This window comes from Lentzea sp. NEAU-D7, from assembly GCF_026242055.1.
In the GTDB taxonomy this organism is placed as follows: Bacteria; Actinomycetota; Actinomycetes; order Mycobacteriales; family Pseudonocardiaceae; genus Lentzea.
In genome coordinates, this window is the sequence record NZ_JAPJDL010000001.1 from 139,346 (window position 1) to 160,846 (window position 21,501).

At 70.2% G+C, this 21,501-nt stretch carries 18 protein-coding genes and 1 pseudogene; 13 read left to right on the forward strand and 6 right to left on the reverse strand.

Features of this window, described 5'->3' with window-relative positions; genetic code table 11:
- Positions 1 to 41 precede the first annotated feature (41 nt).
- The 4 genes from ORI60_RS00590 to ORI60_RS00605 all read left to right on the forward strand — a co-directional run bounded on the left by ORI60_RS00590 (position 42) and on the right by ORI60_RS00605 (position 4,736).
- Positions 42 to 1,709 carry an FAD-dependent oxidoreductase gene (locus ORI60_RS00590; protein WP_266032624.1) on the forward strand — a complete coding sequence of 556 codons (1,668 nt, stop codon included), beginning with the start codon at positions 42 to 44 and terminating at the stop codon, positions 1,707 to 1,709.
- Positions 1,709 to 3,130: an ATP-binding protein gene (locus tag ORI60_RS00595; protein WP_266032627.1), complete on the forward strand. Its 1,422-nt coding sequence runs from the start codon at positions 1,709 to 1,711 to the stop codon at positions 3,128 to 3,130. The genes ORI60_RS00590 and ORI60_RS00595 overlap by 1 nt, the downstream gene beginning before the upstream one ends.
- A 146-nt stretch (positions 3,131 to 3,276) precedes the next feature.
- The gene (locus tag ORI60_RS00600) at positions 3,277 to 3,816 is read left to right on the forward strand and encodes a hypothetical protein (RefSeq protein ID WP_266032629.1); all 540 of its coding nucleotides are present in this window, start codon (positions 3,277 to 3,279) and stop codon (positions 3,814 to 3,816) included.
- Entirely contained in the window at positions 3,813 to 4,736 is a 924-nt protein-coding gene (locus tag ORI60_RS00605) for a hypothetical protein (protein ID WP_266032633.1), read from the forward strand. The genes ORI60_RS00600 and ORI60_RS00605 overlap by 4 nt, the downstream gene beginning before the upstream one ends.
- Positions 4,737 to 4,754: 18 nt before the next feature.
- On the opposite strand, the gene ORI60_RS00610 is transcribed toward ORI60_RS00605, so the two are convergent.
- On the reverse strand, positions 4,755 to 6,020 hold the full coding sequence (locus ORI60_RS00610) for a DUF6357 family protein (protein WP_266032636.1): 1,266 nt from the start codon (positions 6,018 to 6,020) through the stop codon (positions 4,755 to 4,757).
- 180 nt (positions 6,021 to 6,200) lie between these two features.
- On the opposite strand from ORI60_RS00610, the gene ORI60_RS00615 reads away from it, so the two are divergent.
- Entirely contained in the window at positions 6,201 to 6,941 is a 741-nt protein-coding gene (locus tag ORI60_RS00615) for a ribonuclease activity regulator RraA (RefSeq protein WP_266032639.1), read from the forward strand.
- Positions 6,942 to 6,986: 45 nt separating this feature from the next.
- Here ORI60_RS00615 and ORI60_RS00620 read toward each other — a convergent pair whose 3' ends face one another.
- From ORI60_RS00620 to ORI60_RS00640, 5 genes are all read right to left on the reverse strand, one after another.
- On the reverse strand, positions 6,987 to 8,264 hold the full coding sequence (locus ORI60_RS00620) for a mandelate racemase/muconate lactonizing enzyme family protein (protein WP_266032642.1): 1,278 nt from the start codon (positions 8,262 to 8,264) through the stop codon (positions 6,987 to 6,989).
- Positions 8,261 to 10,270: an ABC transporter permease subunit gene (locus ORI60_RS00625; RefSeq protein ID WP_266032645.1), complete on the reverse strand. Its 2,010-nt coding sequence runs from the start codon at positions 10,268 to 10,270 to the stop codon at positions 8,261 to 8,263. Before ORI60_RS00625 ends, ORI60_RS00620 begins: the two co-directional genes overlap by 4 nt.
- Complete coding sequence (locus tag ORI60_RS00630) at positions 10,267 to 11,646, reverse strand: extracellular solute-binding protein (RefSeq protein ID WP_266032648.1); 1,380 nt, start codon at positions 11,644 to 11,646, stop codon at positions 10,267 to 10,269. Before ORI60_RS00630 ends, ORI60_RS00625 begins: the two co-directional genes overlap by 4 nt.
- 138 nt (positions 11,647 to 11,784) lie before the next feature.
- Positions 11,785 to 12,003, reverse strand: a complete 219-nt coding sequence (locus ORI60_RS00635) for a hypothetical protein (RefSeq protein WP_266032651.1) — start codon at positions 12,001 to 12,003, stop codon at positions 11,785 to 11,787.
- Positions 12,004 to 12,050: 47 nt separating this feature from the next.
- Entirely contained in the window at positions 12,051 to 12,794 is a 744-nt protein-coding gene (locus tag ORI60_RS00640; RefSeq protein ID WP_266032654.1) for a FadR/GntR family transcriptional regulator, read from the reverse strand.
- Between the two features lie 72 nt (positions 12,795 to 12,866).
- Between ORI60_RS00640 and ORI60_RS00645 the strand changes: the two genes are divergently transcribed.
- The 8 genes and pseudogenes from ORI60_RS00645 (at position 12,867) to ORI60_RS00675 (ending at position 21,470) form a co-directional block, all read left to right on the forward strand.
- Positions 12,867 to 14,024: a mandelate racemase/muconate lactonizing enzyme family protein gene (locus ORI60_RS00645; protein WP_266032657.1), complete on the forward strand. Its 1,158-nt coding sequence runs from the start codon at positions 12,867 to 12,869 to the stop codon at positions 14,022 to 14,024.
- Positions 14,025 to 14,261: 237 nt separating this feature from the next.
- Positions 14,262 to 15,632, forward strand: a complete 1,371-nt coding sequence (locus tag ORI60_RS00650) for a glycoside hydrolase family 43 protein (RefSeq protein ID WP_266032660.1) — start codon at positions 14,262 to 14,264, stop codon at positions 15,630 to 15,632.
- 11 nt (positions 15,633 to 15,643) lie between these two features.
- A complete protein-coding gene (locus ORI60_RS00655; RefSeq protein WP_266032663.1) occupies positions 15,644 to 17,083 on the forward strand; it encodes a family 43 glycosylhydrolase in 1,440 nt (479 codons plus the stop codon).
- A gap of 53 nt (positions 17,084 to 17,136) precedes the next feature.
- Positions 17,137 to 18,111 (forward strand): arabinan endo-1,5-alpha-L-arabinosidase, encoded by a 975-nt coding sequence (locus ORI60_RS00660; protein WP_266032669.1) that lies wholly within the window; start codon positions 17,137 to 17,139, stop codon positions 18,109 to 18,111.
- Positions 18,112 to 18,120: 9 nt separating this feature from the next.
- A complete protein-coding gene (locus tag ORI60_RS00665; protein ID WP_266032671.1) occupies positions 18,121 to 19,596 on the forward strand; it encodes a family 43 glycosylhydrolase in 1,476 nt (491 codons plus the stop codon).
- Positions 19,597 to 19,780: 184 nt separating this feature from the next.
- Positions 19,781 to 20,188: pseudogene (locus ORI60_RS44700) on the forward strand (SGNH/GDSL hydrolase family protein); the annotation flags it as partial.
- Positions 20,189 to 20,288: 100 nt separating this feature from the next.
- On the forward strand, positions 20,289 to 20,591 hold the full coding sequence (locus ORI60_RS00670; protein ID WP_266032674.1) for a hypothetical protein: 303 nt from the start codon (positions 20,289 to 20,291) through the stop codon (positions 20,589 to 20,591).
- Positions 20,592 to 20,633: 42 nt separating this feature from the next.
- On the forward strand, positions 20,634 to 21,470 hold the full coding sequence (locus ORI60_RS00675) for an SGNH/GDSL hydrolase family protein (protein WP_266032676.1): 837 nt from the start codon (positions 20,634 to 20,636) through the stop codon (positions 21,468 to 21,470).
- The last annotated feature ends 31 nt before the right edge of the window (positions 21,471 to 21,501 follow it).

The following is a 21,501-nucleotide window of genomic DNA, read 5'->3' on the forward strand; positions in this document are numbered from 1 at the left end:
CGATCGCGGCCGTCGGCGAGTCCGGGTGTTTGACTGGACGCATGACGACTGCCGGTCGCGTCGCGCGACCTTCGATCCTCACGGTGGACGACGACCCCGCCGTGTCGCGGGCGGTGGCGCGCGACCTGCGCCGGAAGTACGGCGAGCAGTACCGCGTAGTGCGGGCGGAGTCCGGGGCCCAGGCCCTGGAGGCCCTCCACGAGATCAAGCTGCGCGGCGAGGAGGTCGCGGCGTTGCTCGCCGACCACCGGATGCCGCAGATGAACGGCATCGAGTTCCTCGAGCAGGCCATGGACGTGTTCCCCCAGGCGCGCCGGGTGCTGCTCACGGCGTACGCCGACACCGACGCCGCGATCCAGGCGATCAACGTCGTGGACCTCGACCACTACCTGCTCAAGCCGTGGGACCCGCCGGAGCAGAACCTCTACCCGGTGCTCGACGAGCAGCTGCGGGCCTGGGCCGTGAGCGACAGGCAGCCGCCGCAGCGGGTGCGGGTGGTCGGGCACCGCTGGTCGCCGCGGTCCTACGAGGTGCGCGACTTCCTGGCGCGCAACAACGTTCCCTTCCGCTGGCACGCGCTCGACGAGGCGGAGGCGCGCTGCCTGCTCACCGCGGCGCACCAGGACGGGACGACCCTGCCGGTCGTGGTCACGGCGACGGGCAAGGCCCTGGTCGACCCGTCCGACGCGGAGCTCGCCGCCGAGGTGGGCCTGAGCACGGAGCCGTCGGCCGAGTTCTACGACCTGATCGTCGTGGGCGGCGGGCCCGCGGGGCTCGGTGCCGCCGTGTACGGAGGGTCGGAGGGCCTGCGAACCGTTCTGGTCGAACGGATCGCGACGGGCGGCCAGGCGGGCACGAGCAGCCGCATCGAGAACTACCTGGGCTTCCCCGACGGGGTGTCCGGCGGGCAGCTGACCGAACGGGCCCGCAGGCAGGCGGTGAAGTTCGGCGTCGAGCTGCTCACCACGCGCGACGTCGTCTCCCTGGAACGCCGGGGAGCCGCGCGCGTCGTGCGGTTCGGCGACGGCACCGAGCTCGCCGCGCACACCGTCATCCTCGCCACCGGTGTGTCGTACCGGTTGCTCGACGCGCCCGGACTGGGCGAGCTGACCGGGCGGGGCGTGTACTACGGCGCCTCGACCACCGAGGGCCCGAACTGCGCCGGTCAGGACGTCTACCTGGTCGGTGGCGCGAACTCCGCGGGCCAGGCGGCCGTCTACTTCTCCGGGCACGCGCGCAAGGTCGTGATCCTGGTGAGGGGCGACTCGCTGGAGCAGTCGATGTCGCGGTACCTCATCGACCAGCTCGCGGCGATCCCGAACGTGGAGGTGCGCACGCAGACCGAGGTCCGCGGCGGCACGGGTGACGATCACCTCGAGACGCTCACGCTGCTGCACAACAAGACCGGCGAGACGACGACCGTTCCGGCGAGCTGGTTGTTCGCGTTCATCGGCGCCGCCCCGCGCACGGACTGGCTCGACGGCACGCTGGAGAGGGACGACCGCGGCTTCCTCCTCGCCGGGCCCGACCTCGGCGGTTCGCCTCCCGGGTGGGACCTCGAGCGGGCGCCGTACCACCTGGAGACCAACATGCCCGGTGTGTTCGTCGCGGGCGACGTCCGGGCGGACTCGGTGAAGCGGGTCGCGTCCGCGGTCGGCGAGGGCGCCATGGCGGTCACCCTGGTCCACCGCTACCTGGAGCGGTCGTGATGGAGAGGCTCACCGCGGCGGAGCTGCGCGAGCTGTTCCTGTTCGAGAAGCTCGGCCAGGACCAGCTCGACTGGCTGGCCGCACACGGCCACGTCGAGACCCGCGAGGCGGGCACGGACGTCCTCGCCGAGGGCGAGCCGGCGACGTGCTTCTTCGTGCTGCTCGAGGGAACGGTCGCCCTGTGCCGCACCATCGGCGGCCAGCGCGTCGAGGTGAGCCGCAGCAGCCTGCGCGGCTCGTACTTCGGTGCCACCCAGGCGTACCTGGAGCTCGACCAGCCGACCTACCAGATGACCGTCGAGTCGATCACCGCCACGTCGATGCTGCAGTTCGACGCCGACGAGTTCGGGCCGATGGTCCGCACGTGGTTCCCGATGGCGATGCACCTGCTGGAGGGCCTGTTCTGGGGCATGCGCAACACCCAGGCGACGGTGGGCCAGCACGAACGGCTCACCGCGCTCGGCGCACTGTCCGCGGGCCTCACCCACGAGCTCAACAACCCGGCCGCGGCCGCGGTGCGGGCGACCGCGGCGCTGCGCGAACGGGTCGCGGGGATGCGGCACAAGCTCGCGCTCCTGGCACAGGGCGCGATCGAACCGGCCGTGCTCCCGGCCCTGGTCAAGCTCCAGGAGAAGGCGGTCGAGCGAGTCGCGAAGGCGCCGAAGCTCAGTCCGCTGGAGGCCAGCGACGCCGAGGACGAGGTCGCCGACTGGCTCGACGAGCAGGGCATCAGCGGCGGCTGGGACGTCGCGCCCGTCCTGGTCGCGGCCGGGCTGGACGTCGAGTGGCTGGAGGGATCGCTCGCGTCCTGCCCCGCCGCCGTCACGGCGTCCGCCGTGCACTGGCTCAGGTACACGGTCGAGACCGAGATGCTGATGAACGAGATCGAGGACGCCACCACCAGGGTGTCCACTCTGGTCGGTGCGGCCAAGCAGTACTCGCAGATGGACCGCGCGCCGTTCCAGGTGGTCGACGTGCACGAGCTGCTCGACTCCACGCTGGTCATGTTCGGCGGGAAGCTGACGGGCGTGCAGGTGGTCAAGGACTACGACCGGGCGCTCCCCCGCGTCTCCGCGTACGCCGGCGAGCTCAACCAGGTGTGGACGAACATGATCGACAACGCGCTGAGCGCGATGGGCGGCGCGGGAACGCTGACCGTGCGGACCTCCAGGCAGGACAGGCACCTCGTCGTGGAGATCGGCGACACCGGCCCCGGCATCCCGGCGGAGGTCAAGGACCGGATCTTCGAACCGTTCTTCACGACCAAGCCTGTCGGCGAGGGCACCGGACTCGGCCTGGAGATCTCGTGGCGGATCGTGGTCAACAAGCACCACGGCGCCATCCGGGTGGAGTCGGCACCGGGTGACACGAGGTTCCAGGTCTTCCTGCCGCTGGAGCCGGCCACCGCTGTGACTGTCTAGGCGCCACCACGGGAAGCGGCTCTCCGTGCACAGTGGAGCCACATCGGACGGTGTTCGCCGAGTCGTTGCTCCCAAGCGGAATCCGCCACCGTGCGAGACTGCTTCGCGGCGAACGCCACCGAAGATCCACACCCACCGCGAGAGGCATGCCGATGGTTCCCGAAGACCTCGCCGTGTGGCGCAGCCGGCAGCAAGCGGGCGCGTCGAACCCCTGGTCGGACGGCCTGCGCCTGCTCGCCGACGACGAACCGCCGGCGGCGCTCGACACCGGCTACCTGACCGCCGCGGACCTGGCGAACCCCGACGTCGTCGCCAACGTCAGAGCGATCGAGGAGACGGCGGCGCTGATCACCTGGGTCGCCGAGGACGAGGACGAGGGCCGGGCGTTCGGTTACTGGCGCGGCCCGGACGACCTCCCGCTCGCCTCGGCACCGGTCGTGGGCCTCGACAACGAGGGCCAGTTCCAGCTCCTGCGCGGCACCACCCTCAGCGAGGCCCTGAGCGACGAGTACGGCCAGTGGACCGACGACGGTTACGCCGGCCTGGTCGCGCTGTGCCGGGCCCAGGGCGTGACGATCAGCACCGACGATCCCGACGAGCTCCCGGAGCCGGCGGTGTCGCCTTCCCCTGCCGAGCACCACGTCGCCCGCTACCGCGAGCTGCTCGCGAGCGGCGGCACCGGATGAGCGACGAGATCGTGGACGCCACGCCCGAGCAGGTCCTGGCCGTGGTGGAGCAGATGGCAGGCCTGCCGTGGCCCGACGGCGACGAGTGGCTCGAGTGGGAGATCGACGGCCTGGAGGGCCAGACCAGCTTCCTCATGCACGTGCTGCCTCTCGCCGCCACCTCGGACGCGGCGGCGCTGGCCGCTTTCACGGCGCCCGTCGCCGCGCTGGCGGACCAGCGGTGGGGTGTCCGCCACCGCTTCGACGCGACGCGCTTCACCGACGGAGCCGACACGGCCTCCTACGACCGGCGCAGCGCTCCCGCGGGCCTGGTGCGCTCGCTCGGTGCGGAGACCGCGGTGTGGTGGCGGTCCGGGAGCGACGCCGTGGTCCTCATCGACAGCTCGGCCGCCGCCTTGCGGACCAGCAAAGCCGCCGTGCTCGTGCTGCCGGTGCAGTGGATGGCCGGGCCGGGCGCCGAGGAGGACGCGCTCCGGTCCCCGCTCGTCGCGGACTTCCTCTCCGGCGACGAGAACCGCGTCCTCTCCGCGGTGTGGGCGGTCTTCGAGACCCGTGACCCCGAGGTCCTGGCACCGTTGGCGCGTGCGTTGCCCGCCGTCGAGAAGGCGACCGCGGACGTGGAGCTCGGCGGCGCGCTCGTGCCCAACAGGTCCAACCTGGACCACGCCCTCGCCCGGATCCGGCTGCACGACAGGGGTGTCTGCCTCTGCGCCGCCTACCTCTCGCACCAGTTCTACGATCCCGCGAAGGAAGAGCACCGCCGGCACGTCCGGGTCGTGGCCACCGTCGCCAACGACAGGCAGTGGGTGCCCGACCGGGTCTGCGAGTGCCGCGACTGCGGCAAGCGGTTCCAGGTCGAGCAGGGCGAGTACCACTACACCTGGTGGAAGTGGACGGAGATCTCCGCCGCAGGGGCGTGAGGTGACGTCAGCGACCGGTCACGCCCAGTTCCCGAGCTCGGCGTCGATGCGGGGGTCCGTGCGGACCCACACCTCTCCGGACGCCGCTCCCGGCGGGGTGTCGACGAGTTCGAGTCCGAGCGTCTCGACCAGACGCAGCAGGTCGTCCCTGGCTTCGCCGGCCTCCTCGAGCGTGTGGCTGTCGAAGAGGACGTGGTGCACGTCCCAGCGGTCGTTGTACCCGGAGTCCGCCCAGATCCGGCAGAAGCTGTCCACCGCCTCGCGGCCCAGGGGCTCCGTCTCGGACCGCGCTCGTTGCGGTGCGGCGGCGAAGCCCTTCGCGATGTCGTCGGCGCTCCACCACGACACCGTCTCGGCGACCGCGTCCGGCGTGAAGTCCCGTACCGCGAGGAAGCCCTCCAGCAGCCGGCCGACCCCGGTGTCCTCGATGCCCGACCCCGTTTCCCGCAAGCGCGTCACCAGGCCCTCCGCCATCGCGCAGGGACCCGAGAAGGCGAAGACCCCGGTGGCGGCCACCTGCGTGCCGCCGTCGGGGTGCGGGACGGTGAGCGTGGTGGCCGTGTCCGGCGCGTTCCTCACCAGTGCGAGAAGTTCCGCCGGAACGCCGTCGTACAACGCCGCCTGAGCGCCGGCGTCGTCGGCGAGGTTCAGCGTGCTGGAGCGGTCGAACGTCACCACCAGTCCGCGACCGGCCGCGGTGAACCAGGCGTTGACGGTGTCACCGTTGCCGTAGCCGAAATGCGTGACCCCGTCGACCGTCGTCGGCTCGTGCCCGTCGATGCGGCTCAGGACCTCCAGCCGGCGGCGCAGCTCGCGCGGATGGGTCCGCCGCAGGACTGACTCGTCGAACTCGGACCGGAGCGCTTTCCCCCGCTCGTCGGCGACTTCTTCTCGGGCGGCGTTCCGCGAAGCCCGCCGGCTCAGGTGCTCCGATCGTGCGCGCAGGAAGCTCTCCGCGTCCGGCAGCCAGGGGCCGTGGAGGTCGAGAGCGCTGAAGCCTCCGCCGACGAAGTGGGACGCCTGCGCGCGGTAGTCGCCGCTGCCCGTGACGACGCGGTACTCGGTCCGCGGGTTCTCCGCCCCCTTGACCCGGCAGATGGCCGCGATCTCGAACAGGAACAGCAGCGCCTCCTCGTTCTCCTCGTCCTCCATGCAGAACGAGGAGTTTCCGGCGTCGCGGTGCCGGGCGACGAAGTCGAGGAACGCGTCGACAGCGGGCTGCGGATCACCTGGGCGCCACCGCTGCTCGGTGTCCCTGTCGTCGCTGAAGGTCAGCTGTCTCATCGTCGTCCCCGCGTGTAGCGCTCGTTCCGCCGACCGGCCACGTCATGAGATCACACCGCGCCGCGCCGCACCGAGCCGCCCGGCACGCGGTGAAGAACGCACAGGCGCTTTCGGTTCCCCCACAAGGGTTCGCGCGACTAGGCTCGAGTCGATCAGCGCGGATCCGAGGGAGCTACCGACGTGGTCGAGACGCACGACATCGTTCGCCCGCCTGCCGAACTCAGCGAGGCCCTCGCCGCCATCGGCAGCGCGACGGCCAGCGGCGAGCTCAGCCGCATGGGCATCCGCAGCGCGTTCATCCGCGGCCCGGTCTCGGTGACCCCCGGCGTGCGCGTCGCCGGGCCGGCCCTGACGCTGCAGTTCCTGCCGAAGCGGGAGGACCTCTACCCCGTCGACGAGTACGAGGAACCGGAGAAGCAGCTGCACCGGCACGTCATGTACCACGCCCAGCCCGGCGACATGATCGTCGTCGACGCGCGTGGTGACATGAGCAGCGGCGTGTTCGGCGAGATGATGCTGACCTACTTCAAGGGCCGCGGCGGTGCCGGCGTGGTGGTCGACGGGTGCCTGCGCGACACCGGGGAGGCCAAGCGGCTCGGCCTCGGGCTGTGGATCCGGGGCGCCACACCGAACTTCCACGCCCAGACCGACATCGTGCCGGCCGCCGTCAACGTGCCGGTGGCGTGCGGGGGCACGCTCGTCGAACCTGGGGACATCGTCGTCGCCGACGACGACGGGGCGGTCGTGGTGCCGGCCAAGCTGGCACCCGCCGTGGTGGCCGCCGCCCAGGAGCACGCCGAGTGGGAGGAGTTCTCCCGCATCCGGCTGTCCGAGGGCGGCGACCTGCGGCTGTACTACCCCTTGTCGGACGAGGCCAGGCCCGAGTACGAGCGGTGGCGCGCCGAGCAGGGCCGCGCCTGACGGACGCTCCGGTGGTGTGGCCCGGCGCGGTTCCGGGCCACACCACTAGCTCCACAGCCGGTCGTGGCTCGACTCCCCGTCCCAGTGCGTCGTCTCGGCGAAGAACACCGGATCGCGCGGGTCGAGGTGGCGGCGCAGCAGGTCCTCGTCGACGTCGCCGAACCCCAGTCCCGGCGTGTCCGGCACCGCGATGTGGCCGTTCTGGATCAGCGGGCGGGGCAGGCCGGTGACTAGGTCGCTCCAGAACTCCACGTCGGCCGCGTGGTGTTCCAGTGCGAGGAAGTTCTCCGTGGCGGCGGCCAGGTGCACGCACGCCATGGTCGCGATCGGCGAGGCCGCCAGGTGCAGCGCCATCGGGATCCCGCGCTCCTGCGCGTAGTCGCCGAGCCGCTTGGTCTCCGCGATCCCGCCCGCCGTCGCCGGGTCGGGGTGCACGACGCGGATGGCGCCCGCGTCGAGCAGCGGCCGGAAGCCGTCGAGCAGGTAGATGTCCTCCCCCGTGCAGGTCGGGACGGCGACGGCCTCGGTCAGCCGGCGCCACTGGCCGGTCAGCTGCCACGGGATCAGGTCCTCGATCCAGGCCAGCGTGAACGGTTCCAGCGCGCGGCCGATCCGGATGCAGGAGTCGAGCGCGATGTGGCCGAAGTGGTCGGCGGCGAGCGCGACGTCGTAACCGACGACCGAACGCACCGTGTCCACATAGGACGCCAGGTGCTCGACTCCCTTCGCGGTGACCTGGATGCCCGTGAACGGGTGCATCGTCGTCAGGTCCGCGCGGGCGCCCGGCGGCGCGATCAGCGCCCCCGGGACGTCCCACAGCAGGTCGATGCCCACGTCCATCTTCAGCATGGTGAACCCGCGCTGCTTGCGCTCCAGCAGCCGGGCGCCCATCTCACGCGGATCCGGCAGTGCGGGAGTGTCCGCGTAGCACCGGATCTCATCCCGGAACCGGCCGCCCACCAGCGCGTGCGCGGGCACCCCGTACGCCTTGCCGGCGAGGTCCATCAGCGCCATCTCGACGCCGGAGACCCCTCCGCCCTGGCGGCCGTGGAACCCGAACTGCCTGATCTTGCGGAAGATCTTGTCGACGTTGCAGGGGTTCTCGCCGACGAGCCGGCTCTTGAGGATGAGCGCGTAGGTGGCGCTGGCCTGGTCGCGCACCTCCCCGTAGCCGGTCAGGCCCTGGTTGGTGTCGATCCTGATGATCGACGAGCGGAACGGCACACCGGCCACGTTGGCCACCCGCAGATCGGTGATGCGCAGGTCGCTCGGCCGGGACGCCGTCGCGACGTGCTCCTCCGTGATCGCCGGGCTCTCGGTCATCCCTTCACCGCCCCCGCCGTGAGGCCCTCGGTCAGGAACCGCTGCCCGAAGCCGTACATGACCACGACAGGGATGCTGATCAGCAGCGAGGCCGCGGCGAGCTGTCCCTGCGGCACGACGTCACCGAAGATCATCGACTGCATGCCGACGGGCAGCGTCTTGTAGTCGTCCTTGGTGATGAACACGAAGGCGAACAGGAACTCGTTCCACGCGTTGGTGAGCGTGAACAGCCCGACCGCGAGCAGGCCCGGTTTGGCCAGCGGCAGCACGATCCGGATGAACGCGCCGAACCGCGTGCAGCCGTCGACCAGCGCGGCCTCCTCGAGGTCGGCCGGGATCGACTTGAAGTAGCCGACGAGCAGCCACGTCGCGAACGGCAGGGTGAACGTGGGATAGGCGAGCACGAGCGCCCACAGGGAGTCGTTGAGCCCGATCCCGCTCATCATCTGGTACAGCGGGATGAACAGCAGCGCGCCCGGCATCACGTAGGTGAGCAGGATCGTCACCGTGAAGCTCTCCGAACCCCGGAACTTCAGCCGTGCCAACGCATAACCGGCCAGAGCCGCGCAGATCAGGGCGATCACGGTGGACGCCACCGACACCAGGATCGTGTTGAGGTACCAGGTGCCGAACGCCCTGCCCGTGAACAGGTTGGTGAACTGCTCGGTGCTCCACGGGGTCGGCCAGAGGTCGTCGGTGCGCGAGACGATCTGGGAGTCGGACTTGAACGCCGTGACCGTCATCCAGTAGAGCGGGGCGAGCACGAAGCCCAGCAGGCCCACGAGCGCGATCCCGGACCCGGTGCCGCTGACCACGCGCGCGGCCAGCCGGTTCCCCCGCGCGGCGAGCGCGGAGACGACCCGTCCGACGGCGGCCGCGAGCACCACGAACACGCCCAGCACGACCGCCGCCTTCCACACGATGTGCGGCGACGCCCAGACCAGCACGAGCACCGAGGCCGCGACGACCACCCACGGCATCGCCCTGCGCTGAGCCGGAGTCAGCCGCCTGCGCCCCAGGTCGCCCGTGCCCGGCATATCGCTGCGCCGCATCATCCGCACGAGGATCACCACGAGGACGGCGACGACCGGCAGCATCACCAGCGTGACGGCGGCGCCCGCGCCCAGCTGCAGCTGCTGGATGGCCTTCGAGTAGGCCACCATCACGTACGGAGCGGTGGCGTCCCCCGGCCCGCCCTGGGTCATCAGCCAGATCAGGTCGAAGTTGTTGAACGTCCAGATCGACGACAGCAGCACCGTCACGATCATGATGTGACGCAGACCCGGCAGCGTGATGTGCCTGAACCGCTGCCACGGCGTGGCACCGTCCACAATGGCCGCCTCGTAGAGGCCGCTGTCGATGGCCTTGAGCCCGGCGAGGAACGTCACCGTGAAGAACGGGATGCCCTTCCACACGTTGACGAGGATCACCGCCGGCATCGCGAGCGCGGGATCGGACAGCCACTCCGCGGGCCATCGGTCGACGAGCCCGACCGCGGCGAGGGCCGGCCCGATCCCGGAGTCGGTGAGCAGGACGTTGACGCTGCCGAAGATCGGGTCGAACAGGGACCGCCAGGTGAAGGCCGTGACGACCGTCGGCACCACCCACGGCAGCAGGATCACCCCGGCGATGATCGCCCGGCCGCGGCGCATGTGGTGCAGCATCAACGCCGCGATGAGGCCGAAGGTCACCTTGAAGATCTCGGCGTACGCGGTGAAGACGAACGAGTTCAGCACGCCCTTGTGGAACACGGCGTCGTCGATCAGGGCGAGGTAGTTGTCCAGCCCGACGAAGACCGTCTCCGCGCCGTGGCGTTCCGTGGTGCTGGTGAGCACGGAGCTGACGATCGGGAACAGGATCAGGCCGGCGACCAGCAGCAGCGTCGGCCCGATGAACACCGCGGCGAGGCGCCAGTCGCGCCCGAGCACTCGTTGCGACGTGGTGAGCGAGGACGACCTGCCCGGCGCCGGGCGGACCGGCGCCGGACGCTCGCGCAGGACGGTCACTGCTTGTAGCCCTGCTGCTCGAAGACCTGGACGATCCGCGCGTGCGTCGACGCGACGGCCTCGGCCGGCTTGGTGCCCTGGATGACCGACTGCATCATGTCGGTCAGCAGGTAGGCGGCCGTGGCGGCCTGCTCGCCGGGACTCGGGGCCTGGGGGAAGGCGAAGCCGGTCTTGGTCTTCAGCGGGAGCTGCGTGCGGGTCTGTTCGCGCAGCGCGGGGAAGGCGGGGTCACCGCTGGTGTAGTACGGATCGGAGTCCCACACCTTGTCCCACGACGGGTTGACGAGGCACGGTGCTCCCTTCGCGACGCCGAGCAGCGCGCTGCCGCTCACCATGAACTTCGCGACCAGCTTGGCGAGGTCGGGGTTCTTCGCCCCCTTGAACACGACGAACGAGTTGGACTCGCCGAACGCGAGCGGCTTGTCGATCGCCGGTCCGGTGGCGCCGTTGAACGGGTGGGTGTTGGCGTAGACCGGGTTGCCCTTGGTCTTCGAGTCGGCGTAGACGCTGAACTGGTTGAGCGTGAGTCCGAGGATCTGGGCCAGCCAGTTCTCGTTGTTGCTCGAGTCGGTCCAGCTGCCGATCCCCGGTGGCAGCATCGGCGTGTACTTCGGGTTCGTGTAGATGTCGCCGATGAACGTGACCGCGGCGACGGTCTCCGGCGAGTTGAAGACGACCTTCGTGCCGGTGTTGTCGGCGATCGCGCCGCCGTAGCAGTTGATGACGTTCGCGATGAAGCCGTTGGCGTCACCGGAGCGGTTCACCGTGAGACCCCAGCCGAAGCGCCTCTTCGCCGGGTCGGAGACCTCCAAAGCGTTGTCCCGCAACTCTTCCCACGTGTAGTGGGGTTTGAGCGCCAGACCCTTCTCCTGGTACCAGTCCTTGCGCAGGTACATCGCGGACGCGATGAAGTGGTAGGGGATCGCGAACCAGCGCCCGCCGAACACGCAGTACGTGCTCGCCTCCGTCGCGGGCTCCCCGTAGAGCTTGCGCATCTCGTCGACCACGTCGGTGACGTCGGTGAGGGCACCGAGGTTGTGGAGCTGGCCGACGAACCGCCGGTCGCTCACGAAGGCGAGATCGCGGCTGGTGCCCGACTTCACCTCGGCGTCCATCTTCGCGACCATGTCGCCGGCGTCGCCGGACACCAGGTCGTTGCGCACCGTCGTGCCGGTGGCCTGGGCGAACACCTGCAGCGACCGGTCCAGTGCCTGGTTCGCGGCCTCCGAGTACAGCTTCTGCGACAGCATTCCGACCGACCCGCCGCGCAGCGAGGCCGCCTGGTCGAGCAGCGCCTGGGGCACTTGGACGTCGACCTGCGGTGCCGGAGGGCTTCCCCCGCAGCCGGCGAGACCGAGCACGCCCAGCGCGCTCATCCCGAGAAAGGTGCGCCTGGATAAGTCCGTTTTCTCTTCCATGACCACTCCTCTCGCGTCCGGTCGACCGGACGCGTACCGACGGGGCGACGTTGCAACCGGCGGGACAGCGAGGCGTGCGCCGCGCTGCCGGGTCGTTCATGCGGCGAAGGGCGGCGAACTGGTGGTGCGTCGATCTGGAAGGCCGCCCGGCTGGACGGCACAGGTGCGGACGGCGGACTCCGCGCCGTGGCGGACGGCGCGGAAGACCGTTGTGCGGGTGGTGCGGCGGTGGTGGACGACGGCGTCGAGGCGCTCGGCAGCGAGTCCGGTGGCGGTCAGCCCCAGCCGGATCCGCGGGATCGCAGGTGCCCCCATGCCTCGTCCGTCCTCGTCATCGGTCCGGATGTCGGTAGTGCCGTGCGCTAGCGCCGCCGGGCGGCCTTCTTGGACTGCTGCTCCTTCTCCGCGAGGAGGGTGGAGTTGTTGGCCAGGTGCTTGCGCATCGCCGCGCGGGCACGGTCCGGGTCGCGCGCCACGAGCGCCTCGTAGATCTCCGTGTGGTCGGCGGTGGCCTTGCACAGCGCGGCCGGCGCCTCGTTGGTGATGCGGCGGCTGGCCGTGCCGAGCCAGCGGGCGGAGTACATGATCCGGTCGAGGATGCGGTTGTCGGCCGCCCGGCAGATCTCCATGTGGAACTCGTGGTCGACCTCGAGGTAGGCGTCGGGGTCCGCCTCGAGCTCCGCCATGCGGCCGACCTCGCCCCTGAGCCGCTCCAGCGTCTCCTCGGTGACGCTGACCGCGGCCATCGCGGCGAGTTCGGGCTCGAGCAGCACGCGCATCTGGTGCAGCTCCTGCAAGAGCTCGCCGACGACCTCCGCGGGCATCCACTCGATCAGCAACGGGCTCAGGTAGTCCCACTCCGCCGGAGGGCGCACGACGACTCGGCGGCCCTGCGCGACGTCGACGATGTCGAGCGAGGCGAGGATCTTGAGCGTCTCCCGCGCCACCACCCGGGACACCCCGAACTCGCGGGAGATGTCGAGCTCCGACGGCCCCCGGCCGTCCTCGACCTCACCGCTGACGATGCGCCGGGTCAGGTGTGCCGCCACCTGCACCGGCAGAGTCCGGACCTTGACAGCGTCCAGAGACTCTTGTCCCCTTTGCATGTCATCAGCTTATAGGACAAGTTGTGTTCCGCGACAGTCCGTTCATCTGCACCACCCGGCGGCGGGAGAGCAATGCGGATCGTGAACGTCACGACGGCAGTGGTGGCCTACCACGGTGAGGCCACCCTGGTCCGGATCGACACCGACGAGGGCCTCAGCGGTTTCGGCGAGGCCAACCCCGACGCCGGCGCGGGTGCCGTCGTCGGAATGATCAAGTTCCTGACACCCCTGTTGATCGGCGAGGACCCGCGCAACGTCGAGCGGTGCTGGGAGAAACTGCGCCGCAACACGGTCTTCGCCGGCCCCCAGGGCGGGGTGTCCGTGATCGCCCTGTCCGGGATCGAGCTCGCGCTGTGGGACCTCGCGGGCAAGGCCGCGGGCCAGCCGGTCTACCGGTTGCTCGGCGGGAAGTTCCGCGACCGGATCCGCCTCTACGCCGACTGCGGCGACGGCGACGACCCGGCGGGCTCGATCGCCGGGTGCGTCGACCGGGCCCAGCGGGTGGTCGCCGAAGGCTTCACCGCCATCAAGTTCGACATCGACGACCTGCGCCACCCCGGCAAGTTCGACGACTTCAACCACACGATCAACGCCTCCGAGCTGCGGTCGATGGTCGAGCGCGTGGCGGCCGTGCGGGAGGCGATCGGACCGGACGTCGATCTGGCCATCGACCTGCACGCCCGCTACGACGTGCCGAGCGCGTGCCGGATCGCCTGGGAGCTCGAGCCGTTCCACCTGATGTGGCTCGAGGAACCGCTACCGGCGGAGAACGTCGACGCGCTGGTGCGGGTGCGCGAACAGACCCGCACGCCGATCTGCGCGGGCGAGAACCTCTACCTGCGGTGGGGATTCCGCGAGCTGCTCGAACGCGGCGCCGTGGACGTCATCGAGCCGGACGTGCCGAAGTGCGGCGGCCTCGCCGAGGCCAAGAAGATCGCCAACCTCGCGGAGATCCACTACATCCCCTTCGCGCCACACCTGGTGTCGACGCCGCTGGGCACGATGGCCACGTCGCACCAGTGCGCGGCGATCCCCAACTTCTTCGTCCAGGAGTGGCACGCCCTCGAAGAGCGCGCGGTGTGGGACAGCTACGTCCGCGCCCCCGACGGGAGCGGCTCGATCGTGAAGGACGGCTACATCACGCTGCCCGACACCCCCGGCATCGGCGTGGAGCTCGACATGGACGGCGTCCGGGCACACGCAGTCGCGGGCTACGGGGTGTTCGAGTAGCGGGGGCCCGCTCCTCCGTCCGCCCTGGACGGTTTCCCACCTGACGACCCGGCGTGCATCGTCGAATTCTCGTCGAACGGCGTGCGACGAGAATTCGACGACAGCCGCCCGACCTCGTTGTTATCGCTAACTCAATCCATCACGCCTGGACACAGCATTGCCTCGACCGGCTGCCTTGCCACATAGTGTTAGCGCTCACTCCCCGAGCCTCCTCTCAATGGCGCTAGGAGCCGGTTCATGCGTTTCCCCCTGCCGCGTGCCGTCCGCTCGTTCCGAAGGCGTGTGCTGACAGCGGTCACGGCCGCGTTCGCAGCCGGGGCGGGTGTCGTCGCCCCGGTTCCGGTGGCGTCGGCCGCCGGCCCCGTGCCGCACTACCTGATGACCGCGTTCACGAACAGCAGCGAGTCGAACATGTACGTCTTCGACTCGGCGAACGCGACCACCTTCACCCAGGTCCGGGCCAACGCCTACACGCCGCCGTCCGGACTGATCCGCGATCCCAGCGTCCTGCGGCACACCGACGGCTACTACTACCTCGTCTACACGACGAACTGGACGGGCGACACCATCGGCTTCGCCCGCAGCGCGGACTACGTGACGTGGACGTTCCTGCGCAACGTCCGGGTAGGACTCAACGGCGCCACCGGCAGCACGTGGGCGCCGGAGTGGTTCAAGGACTCCGACGGCAGCGTGCACGTCGTCTACTCCGCGTCCACGGCCGGCACGGCGGGGCAGTTCCGGCCGTACCGGATCACCGCGACCAACGCGGACCTCTCGGCGTGGAGCAGCCCGGTCGCTCTCGGCATCCCGGCCAACTTCATCGACAGCTTCCTGGTCAAGGTCGGCGGCACCTACCACAACTTCCTCAAGAACGAGACGACGAAGTACATCGAGCACGCCACCGCGACGTCGCTGAACGGGCCGTGGACGTTCGTCGGCACGGGCAACTGGGCGGGCTGGGGTTCCGGCCTCGAAGGGCCCGCGCTCGTGCGGCTGCCCGACGGCCGGTGGCGGATCTACTTCGACCAGTACGGCCAGCGGCGGTACTTCTACGCCGACAGCACGAATCTCTCCACTTTCGGCGCCAAGGCCGAACTGGCCGGGCTGTCCGGCACCGCCCGGCACTTCACCGTGCTGCGGGAGGACTCCGGCGACGGCACGGCGGTGGCCACGGGTGCCCGCTCGTTGCGCTCGGCCAACCTCCCCGACCGCTACGTCCGCCACCGCGACAACCTCGGCTACGTCGAGCCGGTGAGCTCGTCCAGCGCCCTGCCGGTGCGCCAGGACGCGACGTTCACCGTCGTGGCCGGCCTGGCGAACGCGGCCTGCTACTCGCTGCGCTCGGTGAACTTCCCGGACCGCTACCTGCGGCACTACGACTTCCGCGTCCGGCTGGACACCAACACCGGCGACGCGGTGTTCGCCCGCGACGCCACGTTCTGCGGCCGGGCCGGTCTGGCGGGCGGCGCGAGCACGTCGTTCGAGTCCTACTCCCACCCCGGCCGGTACCTGCGCCACCTGAACCACGAGCTGCGGGTCGACTGGCGCACCTCCGGCTCCACGTTCGCCGGTGACGCCTCCTTCACCGTCTCCGCACCACTGGCCTGAAAGGACAGTCGATGAAGACAGTTCTCCTCCGTCTGGCCGTGCTGGTGCTGGCCGTCGTGACCTGCGTGGCCGGGACGCCCGTGCCGCAGGCGGGTGCGGCGCCCGCGGTGCGGTACACCAACCCGATCGCGGAACGGCGTGCCGATCCGCACGTCTTCAAGCACACCGACGGCTTCTACTACTTCACCGCGACCGTTCCGGAGTACGACCGGATCGTCCTGCGCCGCGCGACCACGATCCAGGGACTGGCCTCGGCGCCGGAGACGGTGATCTGGCGCAAGCACTCCAGCGGCGAGATGGCGGCCCACATCTGGGCACCGGAGATCCACTTCATCAACGGGAAGTGGTACGTCTACTTCGCGGCGGGCCGCAGCGACGACATCTGGCGCATCCGGATGTACGTGCTGGAGAGCTCGAGCGCCAACCCGCTGACGGGGGCGTGGACCGAGCGCGGGCGCATCACGACCCCGTGGGACACCTTCGCCCTGGACGCGTCCACGTTCGTGCACAACGGCGTGCGCTACCTGACCTGGGCGCAGCAGGAGCCGGGAATCGCCACGAACTCCAACGTCTACCTCGCCCGGATGGGCGCGACCCCGTGGACGATCACCGGCGCGGTGACCCGGCTGACGGTGCCGACGCTCTCCTGGGAGACCCGCGGGTTCAAGGTGGCCGAGGGACCGGCCGTCCTGCAGCGCAACGGGAAGGTCTTCCTGACCTACTCGGCCAGCGCCACCGACGCGAACTACTGCCTCGGCCTGCTGACCGCGTCGGCGTCGGCGAACCTCCTCGACCCGGCGTCGTGGACCAAGAGCCCCAGCCCCGTGTTCACCAGCAACGACGCGACCAGTCAGTACGGGCCGGGCCACAACTCGTTCACGGTGTCCGAGGACGGCGCCAGCGACGTCATGGTCTACCACGACCGCAACTACCGCGACATCAGCGGCGACCCGCTCAACGACCCGAACCGCCGCACACGCGTGCAGAAGGTCTACTACAAGGGCGACGGCACACCGGACTTCGGCATCCCGGTCGCCGACGGCCCCACCCCGGTCAGGCTCAGGTCCTATGCCGCCACCGACCGCTTCGTGCGGCACTGGGAGTACCGCGCGCGCCTGGAGGCGGGCGTGACGCCGCTGGCCGACTCCCAGTTCAAGATCGTGACCGGGCTGACCGGCTCCGGCTCGGTGTCGCTCGAGTCGACCAACTTCCCCGGCTACTACCTGCGGCACCGCAACAACGAGCTGTGGGTCGAGCGGAGCGACGGCAGCACCCTGTTCCGCAACGACGCCAGCTTCACGCAACGAGCAGGTCTCGCGGCCTCCTCCGCGGTGTCGTTCGAGTCGGTGAACTTCCCCGGCCGCCACCTCCGCGCCAGCGGTGGACTGCTCTACCTGCAGGCGGTCACCGACGCGCAGGGACGGGCGGACGCGACGTTCGTCCTGGAGTGACACGAGTTCCCACCGCCGCCGCGACAACTCCGTCCAAGAGATCGAGGTGTCTCATGGCCGCTTCGAGGAAGTACGCACTGGCAAAGACGATCCTGGTCGCGGCGGTGGTCCTGACCACCACCGTCGCGACGGCACCGCACGCGTCGGCCTATCCCCTGCCGGGCCTGGTCACCGGTGACGTCGGCGTGCACGACCCGAGCGCGGTGAAGCGCCCCGACGGGAGCTACCTCGTGGCGCACACCGGCAGGGATCTCGCGCTCAAGACCTCGGCCGACCGGATCGCGTTCCGCAACGCGGGATCGGTGTTCCCCGGCGGGGCGTCGTGGACCACGCCCTACACCAACGGCGACCGCAACCTCTGGGCGCCGGACCTGTCCTACCGCAACGGGCAGTACTGGCTGTACTACTCGGCTTCGACGTTCGGCTCGAACCGGTCGGCGATCTTCCTCGCCACCAGTCCCAGCGGAGCGTCCGGCACCTGGACCCACCGCGGGCTGGTGGTCGAGTCGCGGACGTCGGACGACTACAACGCCATCGACCCGGATCTCGTCGTGGACGACCAGGGCCGCTGGTGGCTGAGCTTCGGCTCGTTCTGGTCGGGCGTCAAGATGATCGCGCTCAACCCGTCCACCGGCCTGCGGTCCGACTCGGTCGTCCGCTCCCTCGCGGGGAGGAACGGCGGCCCGATCGAGGCGCCGACCATCGTCAAGCGCGGGTCCTACTACTACCTGTTCGTCTCGTTCGACCACTGCTGCCGCGGCGCGTCCAGCACGTACCGGGTCGTGGTCGGCCGCTCCACCAGCGTCACCGGCCCGTACGTCGCCCGCGACGGCACGGCGATGACGTCCGGGGGCGGCACGGAGGTCCTGGCAGGTCAGGGAAGCGTGCACGGACCCGGCCACCAGGACGTCCTCGCCGACGTCGACGGCGACCTCCTCGTCTACCACTACTACACCGGCACCGGCGCGTCGCGGCTCGGCATCAACCTGCTGGCCCTCGACTCGGCGGGCTGGCCGTTCCTGCGTTAGGGAGAAACCTTGACCTCGTTCACCAGCCGATGGCGCGCCACCACCGTCCTGGCCGCCACGGTCACCCTGCTGGGCGGCGTCACCGCCGCCGTGCCGACGGTGGCCTCCGCCGCCGTCGTGGACACCAGCGCGTCGTACGCGCTGGTCAACCGCAACAGCGGCAAGGCGCTGGACGTCTTCGAACTGGCCACCGGCGACGGCGCCCGGATCTCGCAGTACGCGCGCAACGACGGTGCCTGGCAGCAGTGGCAGTTCGTCGACTCCGGCGGCGGCTACTACCGGGTGAAGTCCCGGCACAGCGGCAAGGTGCTGGACTTCCCGTCGACCGCGGACCGGACCGGGCTCGTGCAGACGACGGACGCCGGCCGCACCGGCCAGCAGTTCCGGCTGGCCGACTCACCGGACGGGCACGTCCGGCTGGTCAGCCGCGCGAGCGGCAAGGCGGTCGACGTCCTCGACTTCTCCGCCGCCAACGGCGCACAGGTGATCCAGTGGCCCGACACCGGTGGCACGAACCAGCAGTGGCAGCTGGTGAAGATCGGCGCCCCCGGCAACGTCACCAACCCGATCAAGTCCGGTGGCCCCGACCCCTGGCTGCAGTTCCACAACGGCTACTACTACCTGGCCACCACGACGTGGAACTCCACGATCACCATGCGCCGCTCCCGCACGCTGGCCGGGCTGTCGAGCGCGGCGGACACCGTGGTGTTCAGCCTGGCAGGACGGCCCAACGGGTGCTGCAACATGTGGGCGCCGGAGTTCCACCTGCTGAACGGCCGGTGGTACCTGTACTACGTGGCCGGGCAGAACGTGCCCGACTACAACCCCACCCAGCGCCTGCACGTGCTGGAAAGCGCGGGCACCGACCCGATGGGCCCGTACACGTTCAAGGCCGACCTGGGCAGCACCTGGGAGCTCGACCCGAGCATCCTGCAGCACAACGGGAAGCTGTACCTGATGGGCAGCGCGATGGACGGCACCCAGAGCCTGACCATCACCCCGCTGTCCAACCCGTACACCACCAGCGGCGCGCGGCGCACCATCTCGCAGCCCACACTGGCCTGGGAACGGCAGACCGCGCCGGTCAACGAGGGCGCGGAACCGCTGTACCGCAACGGCCGCACCATGATCGTGTACTCGGCCAGCGCCTGCTGGGGTCCGGACTACAAGCTCGGCCTGCTCACCCTCACCGGGTCGGACCCGCTCAACCGCGCGCACTGGACGAAGTCGGCCAACCCGGTGTTCCAGCGCAACGACGAGCACGGGGTGTTCGGCCCCGGCCACAACGGGTTCTTCAAGTCCCCCGACGGCACGGAGGACTGGATCGTCTACCACGGCAACACCAGCGCCTCGGCCGGGTGCGGCATGGAGCGGTCCGCCCGCGCGCAGAAGTTCAGCTGGAACGCCGACGGCACGCCGAACTTCGGCACCCCGGTCCCGCTCGGCGCCCAGCTCCCGGCACCGTCGGGCGAGCAGGCCGGATGACGCGACCGTCCTGATCGGACTTTTCCAGGACGTGAATCGGCTGCCGCGGCGCGAATCCGCGGCAGTCGATTCGACCGTCGAACACAGAAATCTCCTCACCCCGTCGCCCTTTCCGGCTCGCGGGCGGCATACTCCGCAATGTTGGAAAGCGCTTACCAGACCCCGCGGTCTCGAAGGGAACACCATGCTCCTGAGGCGCACGTCCGCCGTCATCGGCATCGCCGCCTTCTCGTTCCTCTCCACGGCGGCCGCGGGATCCGGCGCGGCGGCACCTGTCACCGTCCACGTCGCGGGGGACTCCACCGCCTCCACGTACACCTCGGCGCTGGCTCCCCGGGCCGGGTGGGGTCAGGCGCTCCCGGTGTTCTTCGCCCGCGGTGTCGTCACGGCGAACGAAGCGCTGTCCGGGGCGAGCTCGAAGAGCTTCGTGGACCTGGGCCGCCTCGACCGCGTCCTGTCCAGGGTCAAGCGGGGCGACCACCTGCTCATCTCCTTCGGCCACAACGACCAGAAGAAGGAGGACCCGGCCCGCTACACCGAGCCGTCGACGACCTACAAGGCCTACCTCTCCCAGTACATCGACAGGAGCCGGGCCAAGGGCGCGAAGCCGGTCCTGGTCACGTCCGTCGAACGGCGCCGCTTCACCAGCGCCGGGACCGGCCTCCCCCACCCACGGCGCGTACCCGGCGGCGATGCGCGAGCTCGCGGCGGCCAAGGGCGTGCCCCTGATCGACCTCACCGCGTCCAGCACGGCGTTGTGGAACCGCGCGGGCGTCGAGGGGACGAAGGAGTACTTCCTGCACCTGCCGGCCGGGCCCTGGCCCCACTACCCGGACGGCGTCGAGGACAACACGCACTTCCAGGCCACCGGGGCGATCGAGGTGGCCCGGCTCGTCGCCACCGCCCTGCGCGACCAGCGCGTCCTGCCACCCGAATCGTTCCACCGGCTCACCGCCCCGGTGCCGCCGAGCGCGATCGTCTGGCCCACGGGCTGAGAAGTCCCCCATCAGACAACCCCTGCTGTCTGGAGAACCCCTGTGAAGAAACGTGTTCTGGCCTTGGCCGCGCTCGTCGTGCTGCCCCTGTTCACCGCTGCCGGCCCCGCGTCGGCCGACGAACCCGCCTGCGCTCCCGCCGGCTCGGCGCCGGGCAGCGCTGCCGCCGTGAAGGTCTGGCTCGCCGGCGACTCGACGATGGCCGATCCGAGGACGAGCTGCCCGGTGGGCTGGGGCAGCCGCTTCGACCCGCTGTTCACCGGTGACGTCACCGTGGTGAACAGCGCCGTGGCAGGGCGGAGCATCCAGACGTGGCTGTACGAGTCCAACGTGCAGAACACCAAGGACGCGGCGGACGAGTGCGTCGTCAGTCCCAGGACGTTCCACCAGCGCTGGCAGGCCATGCTGGACCCGGCCGCCGGTATGAAGGCCGGCGACTACCTCATGATCCAGTTCGGCATCAACGACGGCAGCCGGGACTGCCCGCGCCACGTCGGCAGCGCCCGGTACAGGGAACTCCTCGGCCTGATGGCCAAGGCCGCCAAGGACCGCGGCGTGACACCGATCTTCCTCACGCCGGTCTCCGCGATCAGGTGCAGCGGCAGCACGGCCGTCGGCACGCGCGGCTTCCTCACCGAGACGGCAGACGCGGGCAGGGCGGCCGGCGTGACCGTCATCGACCTGCACAAGCTGAGCTACACGCTCTACAACGCGCTGAAGCTGTGCCCGAACGACGGCGACTACACCAAGGGCCCGGTCGGCGCCTTCTTCTGCAACGACCACACGCACTTCGAGGCCGCGGGAGCCGAGCAGATCGCCCGCGTCGTGGCCAAGGCCCTGCGCGACCAACGCATCCCGCTGTCCAACTACCTCAAGTAGGACAGCCCGCACCCTCCGCCGCCGCACACAC